The organism is Pseudomonas auratipiscis (genome assembly GCF_036324085.1).
Classification (GTDB): Bacteria; Pseudomonadota; Gammaproteobacteria; order Pseudomonadales; family Pseudomonadaceae; genus Aquipseudomonas; species Aquipseudomonas auratipiscis.
In genome coordinates this window covers 34,365-47,347 of the sequence record NZ_JAZDCU010000004.1, presented here as the reverse complement: position 1 = coordinate 47,347, position 12,983 = coordinate 34,365, and the positions used below count along the sequence as shown (strand labels likewise).

Sequence of the window (12,983 nt, the reverse complement as noted above, 5' to 3'; positions counted from 1 at the left end):
TCGAGCGGGTACGGCATGGATGTTCTCCTGTGTCAGTTCATTTCAATAGGCAATTCCTCTCGGTAGATGCCGGTGTAGTTTGGTGAATCTCAGGCAGCACGATACTGACATCAATCGCCCATAAGCGGCGGATGTTTCAGGCGTGTCTGGCTGAGTCGAAAATCTTACCTGATCTTCAATAAGCTGTCAAGGATTAATTGATGTGGAAGATTGAATTTGATCCATGTTAATAGTTGGCCGATTGCGAACTTTCTGATTATGAATGTTGGTTGTGGGTGATGTGCACATCGTGAATGATGAAGTCGTCAAGGTGAATTTGTCGCGAATTTTTAGGCACGTAGAATCCATGCTTTTTCATATGGTCCATTACGGACTTTCCTGCGCTGTCGCAGTGTTTGAAGATGCTGTTGATTATGCTTCCAGTTTTGTCAGATGATCCGTATAGAAGCTTTATGTGTTCGGGTAGTAGATGGTTTTTGAAATAGCTTTCTTCTCGGTTGTTGAAAGCTGGGATTTTGCCCAGATCATGATCAACAATTATGCCAAGTCTTTTGCCTTTCAATAGGTTGTGGTTAAGAGAGGTTATAGCTAGATGCCAGCCAATCGGTTCAAATACACTGCTATCAGATTTCGTAGCAATCAAGAATGCTTTGTGAGGCTCTACAGGAAAAGGCATCTCCAATTCGCTTAGTTTCTTCTTTATTATGTATGAAGAGCAGACTCCAATGGCGTAGCCGTTATGTCTCTCTCGAAAGCCAGGGTCGCCGTAATAATTGGTATCAATCGCCATTAAGTGATCAAAGTTTTTGACGAGCTGTGGCCACATGTCATCTAGATAAAACTCATTGCCTCCAATTGGGAAGGAGGAGACAACCTTGTCTTCCTTGGTGTCTCGCGGATGCGTAACCTTGTTGTAAACAGAGGTGGGGTCTAATTGGGGGATGGAGAAAAGTCCTGTCGCCGGGTCAAAACTAATTGTCAACTCCGAAACTACATCCTTTGTTGTGCCGTATACCCATTCCGTACGTGGCTTTGGTGGAGTTCCTTTGTTCTTAGCCATGCTTTAAGTCCTTCTCTAATATTCCTAGGTGGTAGGGTTACAGGCTATTCTTTAACGGTTCCGTGACGCGCTTTCCACATCGCCAGAAGCTCTGGCGGTAGCTCATCCCAAGATTCAGTTTTGGCAAAGGTGGCTTCCACCTCGTTCAGGTCGCCTTGGGTCACCTGAAGGTCGACATGCTCGTCGTGCATTGCTTCAAAACGGATGTTGCCGCCTTGGTGCATCAGGTAGAAGAGCAGGTTTGGTGATTCGGCACTGAACAGAGTGGGGATGGCGTTGTTCTTAGTGACCCAATACGTCTCGTCTGTTCTGCCGTTCTTGTTGACGAAGATGTAGAGGCCAAGCCTCTTGATGAGATTGTTAGCAGCTACCCGGCCTTCAAACGAAACGAGGTCCAGCTTCTTAAAGAAGTCGTCTTTGTTCATCACCCTGTCAGATGCCAACTGCTCACTGATGGCTGCACACTCCGATTCAAGAGCACCAATCTCGGCTTCTAGTTCGTGTAGTAGCTTCGCAGTGATGCGGGATGGGAACTCAGCGTGTGACGCTTCTGCATCGTCCTGACGCACTTTAAGAGATGCAATGCGGCCTTCTACAATATGCAAAGACTTCTGCAATCTGCCCGAGCTGTCCTGCACCAGCGACAGGCTGTCTACCTTAGGCAGCATCTCTTTAAATACTTCCTCGGTGCGTGGGGCGCTGATGATCCCGGCGTCACACAGCCCCCTAGTAGCCTTGGAGCATTTGTAATACTTGCGGCCACGTTGGCCTTGGAGGTGCATGGCGGCCCCGCATTTGTAGCAATTAAGGATGCCTGCCAGCACGTTGAAATTGGTGGTGGTCTTGGTGACGGTATGGGTTTTGCGAGATGTTCGGGCAGCATGTGCTAGGTAGAATTCATCTTCGGTTACCACGGCGGGGAAGTAGCCCTTAATGGGCTCTCCGTCAGGAGTTCTCTTGCCGTCTATGAAGATGTGAGGCTGATACTCTCCAAGGGTCGTCCGGCTATCAAGGATGTGTCGCACGGTCGAGAAGCCCCAGAGACCGGAGAAATTCTTTCTTCCTGCACTGAAAGCGGGAATGCCTTCCTGATTCAATGTTGCTGCGATGATGCGGGAGCCGTGGCCCTTGGTGGACAGGTCGAATATGCGGCGAACAACGGCAGCTTTGTCAGGGTTGAGCACATAGCTATCTGGTGTCACATCAAGCCATAACGGACGGAGCTTGCCCAAGGGCTTGCCAGTGGTGCGAGCCTCCTTCTGCTTCGCACGCCATGCAGAGGATACCCGGCCACCCTTGGTTGCCGATTCCTCATGGGCACGTGACATTGAGATGATCGAGATGATCAGGTCGAGTTCGTTGTAATCCTTGGTGTACAGGCGTTTGTCCACACTGGTGTAGACGTTGATGCCTTTTGCCAGAAGATCAAGGAAACGAGGAAGGGCGTCTCTCACTCGTTCACGTGAAAGACGGTCCAAAGACTCCACTACGAGATAACTGCCCGGTGGGATTGTTCCGTCTTCAACGAAGCTCAGGAATCGGGCTAACTCGCCAGTGTCGTCAAGGTGCTTGCCCTTGAATGCTGAGCGGCCTGCATCGAAGAAAAGGTATTCACGAGGGTCAGCCAGCTCTAAGTCATTCTCATCGCAGAACGCCTTGGCGGCTCTCACTTGTCTTGCGTAGCTGTCGCCTGCTGACTGCTTTGCACTACTGAATCTGATGTAACTGAAAACCTTGCTCACGGGACAACCGCTCAAATTGCTATGGTAGGTAATTGTGGCAGCACTTCTTGAATTTCTGCCCGCTGGCGCAAGGGCAGGCGTCGTTACGACCGGCCTTGAGTCCTACCGTCGGATCGATGAAGTACCACTGTCCGCCGTTTTGCACGAAGGCTGAGCGCTCGCGATGGCTATGTTCGCCGTCATGGTCATGCCAGCGAGCGGTGAAGGTGACGAAAGCGTGCTCGGGTTGGCCTCCGAATACTTCGGCGCTCTCTACCTCAAGGCCCAGCCAGGTGCTTTGTGCGCTCCACGCGGCAATCGCGGCGCGGTCAAGGCCCGCTTGCTGGGCAGGCAAGGTGGTATTGATCAGATAATCGATCAGTCCCAATACATAGGCGCTGTAGCGCGATCGCATCAAGGCCTGTGCATCGGGCGCCGGATGCCCGGCGTGATAGTGTCCGCAACAGGCGTCGAGCACGTTACCGCTGCCGCAGGGACAAACCGAGACACTCATTGTTTCACCACCAGTACTTGCCAAAATTTTGCGGGTTGGCCCAGAACTTGGCGTTGAGCCAGTCCGGGACCTGTTTGTATTCACGTAGATCATAGGTGAACAGGCTCAGAACCTGATCGTCACGTTGAAACTTTTCATTGACCTGCATCGCCAGAGCGAAGAAATCAGTTTCCTGCCAGCCGCAGGCCTTCATGTCGGCCAGCACGGCTACGCGACTGGCGTTTAGGTTGCGGATACCCCCCAGTAACTGCAGACCATCGCGTTTGGGCAAATGCTCAAGGCAATCGACCAGCAGGGCGAGGTCAAAGCGCTGGGCTGCCAGCTCCTTAGGCAGAAGGCCCGGTGTGGCCTGGGCAATCTCCACATGCGGGTGTGCCTGGATGAAGGCTTCCAAAGCCGGAAAACGCGTGCCAACCAGCAACAGGCGTTGCGGTGGATGGCGTTCAAGCAACGCTGCCAGTGCTTGCTGAGGTGTACGTTGGGAAAATCCGTCAATCATCGGGAATCCTCGGTCAGATGCGTCAAGACTAACGGTCCGCGGCCGTCAGGCATAGTGGCTGACGGCCGCGTCATGGCTTATTGCTGGCGGAGATGGTTTGTGCGGTCTTTACTCCCAGAGCATCGGTTTAAACCGATTCCCCCTAGGAGATGCAACAAAATGAGCATAGTACGCACAGCATTACCTCTGGTTCTGCTAACCAGCGTGTTGACTGGTTGCGCAGGTCTGCAAAAAACCGACTGGCCGAAGTGTGCTGCCGTCGGGGGCGTAGGCGGCGCCGCATTGGGCGCTATAGAAAGTTCAAGCTGGGCTGGCTGGGGTGCGTTGCTTGGCGCCGGCATGGCGGCTGGCTATTGCTGGGCCCACGGCGATGGCGATGAAGACGGTGATGGTGTACCAGACAGTCGCGACAAGTGCCCAGGTACTCCACGTGGTGTGCAAGTCGATGCCAACGGCTGCCCACCTGAACCTGCTGTGGTTGAAGAAGTGGTGGTGGTCAAGGAAGAGGTCATCGTTATTCGCGATGTTCGCTTCGAGTTCGATTCTGCCAGGCTGACCGCAGCGGACAAGGAGCGTCTCAATACCATCGCGACGCGCCTGAAAAATGAGGCACCTACCGCCCGGTTGAGCGTAACCGGTCACACCGATAGTGTCGGCCGTGATGCCTATAACCAGAAACTTTCCGAGCAGCGTGCCCAGTCGGTAACCGACTACCTGGTTAGCAGCGGCGTGCCGCAAGCCAGCTTCGTTTCGGTCCAGGGCGCTGGTGAGTCCCGGCCGGAAGCAGACAATGCCACCGCAGAAGGTCGCGCAATGAACCGCCGCGTCGAGATTCGCATCGAGCGGTAACACGCAAACGACATGCGCCTTGAGAAGTGTTGCAGGCCAGTCTTTACTCCTGTGTGACCGGTAGACGCCGGTGACACAGGAGCTATTCCCATGAGTGTTTTTTCCAAGGCCGCAGTGCCAGTGTTGGTGGCTGCAAGCCTGCTCTCCGGTTGCGCCACCCACAGCGATGGCAGCGCACCACTCAATCAAAGGACCTGGCCAATCTGCAGCCTGCTCGGTGGTTTAGTGGGTGGGGGACTGGGGGCTATCGAAAGTTCTGCCTGGGCGGCCGGTGCCGGTGCTGCCGGGGTAATTGCTGGCGGACTGATCTGCTATGCCCAGGATGGCGATGAGGATGACGATGGGGTCTTCGATCGCCGTGATCGTTGCCCGGATACGCCGGCTAATACGCCGGTAAGCCATACAGGTTGCCCGTTGCCGCAGTATCCGGTTGCCGACAAGGCGGCAGAGCCTGAAATCATCACCCTCAATGATCAGGGTTCGGTGATGTTTGCCTACAACTCCGCCGAACTGACCACCGGCGCCCATGGCCAACTGCAAGCCCTGGTCGACAAACTCAACGCGCCCAGTGTGGTTAGCATCAAGGTCATCGGCCACACCGATAGCCAAGGCTCCGACGCCTATAACCAGACGCTTTCCGAGCAGCGCGCCAACAGCGTTGCCGAGTACCTGATCGGCCAAGGCGTGGCGCCGTCCAAGCTAACCAGTCAAGGCCGTGGCGAGAGCGAGCCGATTGCTGATAATGAAACCGAAGCCGGACGGGCGCAGAACCGTCGGGTAGAACTGCATCTCAATTGATCGAGCCTCTGGTGTCGAGCCCTGCCAGTGGTTACTGTGGTAGGCGATGCTAAGTAATTGGCATCGCCTACGAACAATAACAGCAGGGGCGCATATGAAAGGCTTTCTGGCGCTGGGCAAGGCTTTGACGGTGGTGTTCTGGTGGGTTGTGCTGGTGAATCTGCTTATTCCCCAGGAATACCCCTTCAATCGTTTGATCGGTCTGGCTGGCGCGGCGCTGCTTGGTTTGCACCTGCTGGAAGTACTTTTTTTCAATGGCCGCCTGCGCGGGCGTAGCCACCGCTGGTTTGACCGCTTGCAGATCCTGCTGGTCGGTATCTTTCATGTCCTTTCGATTCCGGCGCCACGTCAGGAGACGCCCCATGCGTAAGTTGGTTTTACTTGCAGCGCTGTTCAGCCCTTTGGTTCTGGCTGAGTCGATCAGTGTTGCACCGCATTCGGTATTACGTTTGCCGAACAAGTCCAGTGTTGTCCACCTGCAACGCCTGGAAGTGGCTGATGCGGCGACGCTGTTACTGCCGGCCAGCCTGGTCGAGCTGAAAGTGGACGACCTGCATTTGGGCCAGGAAGCACGCATCGCCGTCGCTCCTGCGCAAAGCACCCTGCGGCTCGAAGTGGCGCGGGCGCAGTTGGGTGAGGGCAGCCAGATTGCGGCACGCGGTGCTCCCGGTACCTATGAACGTGCGGCGATGGCCGGGCGCGACCTGGATCTGCAGTTGCATGCCGTGCAGGCTTCATCGCTGGCAATCGATGCTCGCGGTGGGACCGGTGCGCCGGGGTTCGTCGGGCTTGATGGTGCCAATGGCAAGCCTGGTGGCTGCACCTGGGGGCAGGCAAGTCGTGGGGCCAATGGCGACAACGGTGGTAATGGCCATGATGGCGCCGCAGGTGGTCGCGTGCGCCTGGCATTGCCCGCGGATTTTCCAGCAGAGCGCATAAAGGTCCAGCTCGATGGCGGCGCGCCAGGCCTGGCCGGTGCTGCTGGCAAGGCAGGGGCTGGTGGGGCGAGCAAAGGTTGCCTGGTATATCGCACGGCTGCAGGGGCACCCGGTAAGCCAGGAACGGCAGGCCAGCCAGGGTTGGCCGGCAATGCCGGCGAGCTGATTCTGCAGCGCCTGTAGATCACGCTTGCGATTGTCTTGTGATGGGCTGCGCAGCCCATCACACAGACAACGTCATATCGCCAGACGTGTAGTCGCCACCAGCACTACCGCAATTCCGACCAACAGGTTGATACCCACCAAGCGACGAATTTTTCCCAGTACCAGCGCACCGGCTGGCCAGTCCTGCGCCTGCACCGCCTTGCGCAGTTCCGGGAACAGCAATGTGTTGACGCGAATGAACAGCGCGATCATCACAATCGAGCCGCCCATCATCACCTGCACGTAGCGCGGGGCTGCGTCAAATCCACCAAAGCGCATGTGCAACATACCTACGCCACTGATCGCCAGCGCTGCGATCGCCACCCAGACCCATCCAAAAAAACGCTGAAACACTTCCACCCACAGGCGTAGGCGCTCGGGACCCTGCAGGGCTGAAACCGCCGCTGGGCGCAGGATCAGCCAGGCGAAGAACATCCCACCGACCCAGACCAGGGCGGCCAGAACGTGCAGGCTATAAGGAAGGGAAAAGGCAGTCATCAGGATCTCCATTCGGCGCAAGGGGCAATAGCGGGGTATGATAGCGACCCAATCGAAACACTGAAAATTTATCCAGCCCTTCGGGCGCCCCGACACCATGATCAGCAACGAACTCAAAACCACGATTCAGGGCGCCTATTCGCGTTTTCTCGAAGCCAAGAGCCTCAAGCCACGCTACGGCCAGCGCCTGATGATCGCCGAAGTCGCCAAGGTACTTGGCGATATCGAATGCGACGATGAAGGTCGACGTGCCGGTGAGCCCGCTGTGGTGGCGGTCGAGGCTGGTACGGGTACCGGCAAGACGGTCGCCTACAGCCTGGCCTCCATTCCCGCAGCCAAGGCTGCTGGCAAGCGCCTGGTAATCGCCACCGCGACAGTCGCCTTGCAAGAGCAGATCGTTTTCAAGGACCTGCCCGATCTGATGCGCAATAGCGGGCTGAACTTCAGCTTTGCCTTGGCCAAGGGGCGCGGCCGCTACCTGTGTCTGTCCAAGCTCGACATGCTGTTACAGGAAGGCCACGCGCAATCGGCTACCGCCCAACTGTTCGAGGAAGATGGTTTCAAGATCGAGGTGGACGAGGTCAGCCAGAAGCTGTTCACCAGCATGATCGAAAAACTTGCCGGTAATCGCTGGGATGGTGACCGAGACAGTTGGCCCCAGGCCCTGGAAGACCAGGACTGGGCGCGCCTGACAACTGACCATAGCCAGTGTACCGGCCGCCATTGCCCGAACTTTGGCCAGTGCACGTTCTATAAAGCGCGTGAAGGCATGGGCAAGGTCGATGTGATTGTCACCAACCACGACATGGTCCTGGCGGATCTGGCGTTGGGCGGTGGAGCGGTACTGCCTGATCCGCGAGATACCATTTATGTGTTCGACGAAGGCCATCACCTGCCCGACAAGGCTATTGGTCATTTTGCCCATTACACCCGCCTGCGTTCTACCGCCGACTGGCTTGAACAAACCGCCAAGAACCTGACCAAACTGTTGGCTCAGCACCCATTGCCGGGTGATCTGGGCAAATTGATCGAGCAAGTGCCTGAGCTGGCCCGCGAGATCAAGGCGCAACAGCAATTCATGTTCAGCGCTTGCGAGCAGGTGGCCGACTTCCGCCCCGGCGAAGACATGGAAGGCCGCGAGCGGCCTCGGCATCGCTTCGTCGCCGGCGTGGTGCCCGAGCATATGCGCGAAATGGGCATTGAACTGAAAAAGGGGTTTTCACGCCTGACCGATCTGTTCACTCGTCTGACCGAGTTGCTCAAAGAGGGCATGGACGCTGAAAAGAGCATCGGCATCGCCAGTCATCAAGCTGAAGAATGGTACCCACTGTTTGGCAGCCTGTTGATGCGCGCCCAGGGCAATTGGGAATTGTGGACGGCCTTCACTGCTGAAGATCCGGAAGACAGCCCGCCCATGGCTCGCTGGCTGACCCTGGCGGAAAGCGGGGCGTTGTTCGACATCGAGGTCAATGCCAGCCCGATCCTGGCGGCCGAAATGTTGCGCCGTAACTTGTGGAGCGTTGCCCATGGCGCGCTGGTTACCTCGGCAACGCTGACCGCCTTGGGTAAGTTCGATCGTTTCCGCATGCGTGCCGGCCTGCCCAAGACCGCGGTGACCAGTGTTGTCCCCAGTCCATTCCACCATGTCGATGCGGGCGTGCTGCGCGTGCCAGACTTGCGTGCCGACCCTAGGGATGCCGTGGCCCATACAGCCGCTATCATTCGCGATCTGCCGGACCTGGTCGAGGGTTCGCGGGGCTCGCTGGTGCTGTTTTCCTCGCGCAAGCAAATGCAGGACGTATTCGACGGACTGGATCGGGATTGGCGCAAGCAGGTGTTCATTCAGGGCAACTTGTCCAAGCAGGAAACCTTGAACAAGCATAAGGCACGGGTCGATGGCGGTGACGCCAGCGTACTGTTCGGCCTGGCGAGCTTTGCCGAAGGCGTCGATTTGCCCGGGGCGTACTGCGAGCACGTGGTCATCGCCAAAATCCCCTTCGCGGTTCCCGATGACCCGGTCGAAGCGGCTTTGGCCGAATGGATCGAGGCCCGTGGCGGCAACCCATTCATGGAGATCGCCGTACCGGACGCCTCGTTGCGCCTGATTCAGGCCTGCGGGCGCCTGCTGCGAACCGAACAAGATCGCGGCACCATCACCCTGCTGGATCGACGTGTCGTCACCCAGCGCTATGGCAAGGCTATTCTCAACGCACTGCCACCGTTTCGACGGGAAATTTCCTAAACCCCCGGGGATCTATGCTTCGGGGCGTTGTCTATGACTCAGTTCAAGGCCCGCATGGGCCCTAAAGGAGAGTTTCAGCCCTATGATTCGTCGTACCTTGCCTGCTGTCTTCGCACTGTTGTTCAGCTCTTCGCTGCTGGCCGGACAACAGACGCTGTTCAGCTTCGTGCGCCCGGCCGCGGTGGTCAATGTGGTAACCGAAGATGCCAGCTTGCCGCAATACAATGCAGAGCAGACGGCTGAGGGCGAGGTATTGCGTCGCGTGGTGTTCAACCCGGTGCAGCGGCCAACGCTGCGCCTGAGCCCGCAAACGGGTGCTTGGGATTGGTCAGCAGCCACAGCCCTGACCCTGCGCCTGCAGAGCGGTATGGACTGGCCGCTGACCGTGGATGTCACGGTGTTGAGCAGCAACGGTCAAACCCTGACCAGTCGCATTGATCTTCCGGCCGGCCCGGCGCAGACCGTGCTGGTGCCACTCGTGGCCTCTTCGCCATCGAGCCAGGGTATGCGCGCCGGGCCACCCATGCCCTGGACCCACGAGGGGCAGCGCTGGATACTCACCAGTAGCAGCGGCGAGCTGGACTTGAAACAGGTGGTATCGGTGAGCTTATCGATGAATAAGCCCAATGTTGCCCAGAGCCTGCTGATCGAGCGCGTAGGCATCCAGGATGACGACCAGTTGCAGAAGGCCGTATATACCGGGTTGATCGACGCATATGGCCAGTCCACCCGTAGCCGTTGGCCGGAGAAAATCGTCAATGACGACCAACTCAAGGCAGGCGCGGCGCGTGAGCAACAGCACCTCAAAGGCTGGCTGGCCGAGCGTAGCCAATTACCACGGGACAAGTTCGGTGGCGTGAGCAGCGGCCCGAGCTTCGATGCCAAAGGCTTCTTCCGTACCGAAAAACGTGACGGCCGCTGGTACTTGGTCACCCCTGAAGGTCACCCGTTCTACTCGCTTGGGGTCAACACAGTTGCCGCGGACGGTGGCCGTACCTATGTGGCCGGGCGTGAGGCGATGTTCAGCGCACTCCCACAAGCCGGCGAACCGCTGGCGCAGTTCTTCGGCGAGGGCAACAACAACGATGGTAACGGCTCGTCCAGCGGCCGTAACTTCAATCAGGGACGCTGGTTCGATTTTTATGCTGCCAACCTGGAGCGCAGTCATGGCAAAGCCTGCACCCCGGCCGCCGCGACCAGTGCCGCTGCGGCGGTAGAGTGCCCTGCACCAGCGCTCGACCATCAGCGCTGGCAGGGACATACCCTCGACCGGCTGCAGGCCTGGGGTTTCAACACCTTGGGCAATTGGAGCGATCCGGCGTTGGGACAGGCCAATCGCTTGCCTTACACCTTGCCGCTGTCCATTGGCGGGGACTACACCAGCATCAGCACTGGTGTCGACTGGTGGGGGCGCATGCCCGATCCCTTCGACCCACGCTTTGCCATGGCCACCGAGCGTGCTGTGGCCATCGCTGCGCGTGATCACCGGGACGATCCTTGGTTGATCGGCTATTTTGCCGACAACGAACTGGCCTGGGCCGCACCGGGAGACGATCCCAAGGCACGTTACGCCCTGGCCTACGGCACCTTGCGCTTGACCACTGATGTACCGGCCAAACGTGCCTTCCTCAAACAATTGCGTGACAAATACCGTAACCAGGCGGGCTTGTCCAAGGCCTGGGGTATCGATTTGCCGGCCTGGGAACTGATGGAAGACCCTGGTTTCGAGCCACCGCTGCCTAGCGCGGAGCATCCGGAAATCGAGGCCGACTTCAAGCATTTTCAGAAGGTTTTTGCGCAAACCTACTTCAAAACCATTTCTGACTCGCTCAAATGGCATGCGCCCAATCATCTGCTGCTTGGCGGTCGCTTTGCGGTGAGCACGCCGGAGGCGGTGGCAGCCTGCGCTGAATTCTGCGATGTGCTGAGCTTCAACTTCTACACACCCAAGCCGCAGGACGGATACGACTTCAGTCAGCTCAACGCACTGGACAAACCGGTACTGGTGTCGGAGTTTCAGTTTGGGTCGCGTGATCGTGGCCCGTTCTGGCCTGGGCCGATGGAGGTCGCCAGGGAAGAAGGTCGAGGCCCGGCCTACGACGCTTTCGTCAAGGCGGCATTGAGCGAGCCCTCGATTGTCGGTGTGCACTGGTTCCAATATCTGGATCAGCCGGCCAGCGGTCGCTTGCTGGATGGGGAAAATGGTCACTTCGGGCTTGTGGGAATAACCGATGTACCGTTCCAGGGTTTTGTCGACAGCGTGCGCAAGAGCAACTTGCAAGCACAAGAGCAGATTGCCAAGGCGCCAATAGCCGAGAAGGCCGCAAAGGCTCAGTAGGCCAGAGGCGGTCTGGCGCAGGGGTGTTGCCATGGCCGCCAGACCGCTGTCTGTTCCCAAAACCCTCAGAGGCTGAAACAATGCACGCCATTTTCGATTGCGATGAGTGCGGGGAGCGGCTGGGTGCAGATTCAAGGTCATTACGAGCTTAAGTTTGAAGCCGTGCGCGAAGCTTTTGCCGCGCTTTTCGACGATCCCCAGGAGCGCGGTGCCGCACTGTGTATTCAGGTTGGTGGCGAGACCGTGGTTGATCTGTGGTCGGGTACCGCCGACAAGGATGGCGCCGAGGCCTGGCACAGTGACACTATCGTCAACCTGTTCTCCTGCACCAAGATGTTTACGGCTGTGACTGCCTTGCAATTGGTGGGCGAGGGCAAGCTGGACCTCGATGTCCCTGTCGCGCGTTACTGGCCGGAGTTTGCCCAGGCCGACAAACAGGCGATAACCCTGCGCCAATTACTCAGCCATCGTGCCGGCCTGCCTGCGCTGCGCGAACTGATGCCCGCAGAAGCGTTTTATGATTGGCCAACCATGGTGCAGGCGCTGGCAGCCGAAGCTCCGTGGTGGACACCCGGTACGGCGCACGGCTACGCGGCTATCACTTATGGGTGGTTGATTGGTGAGTTGATTCGTCGTGCTGACGGTCGCAGTCCAGGCGAGTCGATTGTTGCCCGTACTGCACGCCCGTTGGGTCTGGATTTTCACCTAGGCATGGCTGACGAGGATTTTCCTCGGGTCGCGCATCTTGCCCGCGGCAAGGGCAACATGGGGGACGAAGCCGCCCAGCGTCTGCTCCAGGTAACGATGCGCGAGCCACAGGCACTGTCCACCCGCGCATTTACCAATCCGCCTGGCATGCTCACCAGCACCAACAAGCCCGAATGGCGACGGATGCAACAGCCGGCTGCCAACGGCCACGGTAATGCCCGCAGCCTTGCCGGTTTTTATGCAGGCGTGCTTGATGGCAGCCTGTTGGAGTCGGAACTGTTGGATGAACTGACCCGCGAACACAGTCTGGGCCAGGACAAAACCCTCTTGACCCAGACCCGCTTTGGCCTGGGTTGCATGCTCGACCAGCCGACAGTGGCGAACGCTACCTTTGGTCTGGGCAGCAAGGCCTTTGGTCACCCAGGAGCGGGAGGATCGGTTGGCTTTGCCGATCCGGAGTACGATGTGTCCTTTGGTTTTGTCACCAATACCCTTGGCCCCTATGTGTTGATGGATCCGCGTGCGCAAAAACTGGTGCGGGTCCTGGCAGCGTGCCTTTGATCGGTTAACCCCGGTGCAGCCTGAACCCTTTGACTATTCTGAATTCCAATGCT

Annotated in this window: 12 protein-coding genes; 7 read left to right on the top strand and 5 right to left on the bottom strand. The window is 57.8% G+C overall.

The features are described from left to right. Positions 1-256: 256 nt before the first annotated feature. Genes V0R60_RS06835 through V0R60_RS06820 form a run of 4 tightly spaced genes read right to left on the bottom strand, consistent with a single transcriptional unit; the run spans position 257 to position 3,794 of the window. The gene (locus V0R60_RS06835) at positions 257-1,060 is read right to left on the bottom strand and encodes a hypothetical protein (RefSeq protein WP_330080149.1); all 804 of its coding nucleotides are present in this window, start codon (positions 1,058-1,060) and stop codon (positions 257-259) included. Positions 1,061-1,104: 44 nt separating this feature from the next. After that, positions 1,105-2,802: a recombinase family protein gene (locus V0R60_RS06830; RefSeq protein ID WP_330080148.1), complete on the bottom strand. Its 1,698-nt coding sequence runs from the start codon at positions 2,800-2,802 to the stop codon at positions 1,105-1,107. 19 nt (positions 2,803-2,821) lie between these two features. Beyond that, positions 2,822-3,295, bottom strand: a complete 474-nt coding sequence (locus V0R60_RS06825) for a YchJ family protein (protein ID WP_330080147.1) — start codon at positions 3,293-3,295, stop codon at positions 2,822-2,824. A 4-nt stretch (positions 3,296-3,299) separates the two neighbouring features. Beyond that, a complete protein-coding gene (locus tag V0R60_RS06820; protein WP_136474894.1) occupies positions 3,300-3,794 on the bottom strand; it encodes a DUF6231 family protein in 495 nt (164 codons plus the stop codon). A gap of 159 nt (positions 3,795-3,953) precedes the next feature. On the opposite strand from V0R60_RS06820, the gene V0R60_RS06815 reads away from it, so the two are divergent. The 4 genes from V0R60_RS06815 to V0R60_RS06800 all read left to right on the top strand — a co-directional run bounded on the left by V0R60_RS06815 (position 3,954) and on the right by V0R60_RS06800 (position 6,562). Then, the gene (locus tag V0R60_RS06815; RefSeq protein WP_136474895.1) at positions 3,954-4,643 is read left to right on the top strand and encodes an OmpA family protein; all 690 of its coding nucleotides are present in this window, start codon (positions 3,954-3,956) and stop codon (positions 4,641-4,643) included. Positions 4,644-4,733: 90 nt separating this feature from the next. After that, entirely contained in the window at positions 4,734-5,441 is a 708-nt protein-coding gene (locus V0R60_RS06810) for an OmpA family protein (RefSeq protein WP_136474896.1), read from the top strand. Between the two features lie 94 nt (positions 5,442-5,535). Continuing rightward, entirely contained in the window at positions 5,536-5,811 is a 276-nt protein-coding gene (locus V0R60_RS06805; RefSeq protein ID WP_136474897.1) for a DUF1145 domain-containing protein, read from the top strand. Then, entirely contained in the window at positions 5,804-6,562 is a 759-nt protein-coding gene (locus V0R60_RS06800) for a collagen-like protein (RefSeq protein WP_136474898.1), read from the top strand. Before V0R60_RS06805 ends, V0R60_RS06800 begins: the two co-directional genes overlap by 8 nt. 54 nt (positions 6,563-6,616) lie before the next feature. Here V0R60_RS06800 and V0R60_RS06795 read toward each other — a convergent pair whose 3' ends face one another. Further along, positions 6,617-7,081: a CopD family protein gene (locus V0R60_RS06795; RefSeq protein WP_136474899.1), complete on the bottom strand. Its 465-nt coding sequence runs from the start codon at positions 7,079-7,081 to the stop codon at positions 6,617-6,619. 97 nt (positions 7,082-7,178) lie between these two features. Here V0R60_RS06795 and dinG point away from each other — a divergent pair, with 97 nt between their 5' ends. The 3 genes from dinG to V0R60_RS06780 all read left to right on the top strand — a co-directional run bounded on the left by dinG (position 7,179) and on the right by V0R60_RS06780 (position 12,930). Further along, positions 7,179-9,323: an ATP-dependent DNA helicase DinG gene (gene dinG / locus V0R60_RS06790; protein WP_136474900.1), complete on the top strand. Its 2,145-nt coding sequence runs from the start codon at positions 7,179-7,181 to the stop codon at positions 9,321-9,323. A gap of 82 nt (positions 9,324-9,405) precedes the next feature. Beyond that, a complete protein-coding gene (locus V0R60_RS06785) occupies positions 9,406-11,661 on the top strand; it encodes a beta-galactosidase (protein WP_330080146.1) in 2,256 nt (751 codons plus the stop codon). Positions 11,662-11,784: 123 nt separating this feature from the next. Continuing rightward, positions 11,785-12,930, top strand: coding sequence for a serine hydrolase domain-containing protein (locus tag V0R60_RS06780; RefSeq protein ID WP_330080145.1), 1,146 nt, complete (start codon positions 11,785-11,787; stop codon positions 12,928-12,930). The last annotated feature ends 53 nt before the right edge of the window (positions 12,931-12,983 follow it).

Bases quoted from the DNA above. Each gene is read 5' to 3' on its own strand.
- V0R60_RS06795 (WP_136474899.1), bottom strand. From the start codon at position 7,081: ATGACTGCCTTTTCCCTTCCTTATAGCCTGCACGTTCTGGCCGCCCTG.
- V0R60_RS06785 (WP_330080146.1), top strand. From the start codon at position 9,406: ATGATTCGTCGTACCTTGCCTGCTGTCTTCGCACTGTTGTTCAGCTCT.
- V0R60_RS06820 (WP_136474894.1), bottom strand. From the start codon at position 3,794: ATGATTGACGGATTTTCCCAACGTACACCTCAGCAAGCACTGGCAGCG.
- dinG (WP_136474900.1), top strand. From the start codon at position 7,179: ATGATCAGCAACGAACTCAAAACCACGATTCAGGGCGCCTATTCGCGT.
- V0R60_RS06835 (WP_330080149.1), bottom strand. From the start codon at position 1,060: ATGGCTAAGAACAAAGGAACTCCACCAAAGCCACGTACGGAATGGGTA.
- V0R60_RS06825 (WP_330080147.1), bottom strand. From the start codon at position 3,295: ATGAGTGTCTCGGTTTGTCCCTGCGGCAGCGGTAACGTGCTCGACGCC.
- V0R60_RS06815 (WP_136474895.1), top strand. From the start codon at position 3,954: ATGAGCATAGTACGCACAGCATTACCTCTGGTTCTGCTAACCAGCGTG.
- V0R60_RS06805 (WP_136474897.1), top strand. From the start codon at position 5,536: ATGAAAGGCTTTCTGGCGCTGGGCAAGGCTTTGACGGTGGTGTTCTGG.
- V0R60_RS06810 (WP_136474896.1), top strand. From the start codon at position 4,734: ATGAGTGTTTTTTCCAAGGCCGCAGTGCCAGTGTTGGTGGCTGCAAGC.
- V0R60_RS06800 (WP_136474898.1), top strand. From the start codon at position 5,804: ATGCGTAAGTTGGTTTTACTTGCAGCGCTGTTCAGCCCTTTGGTTCTG.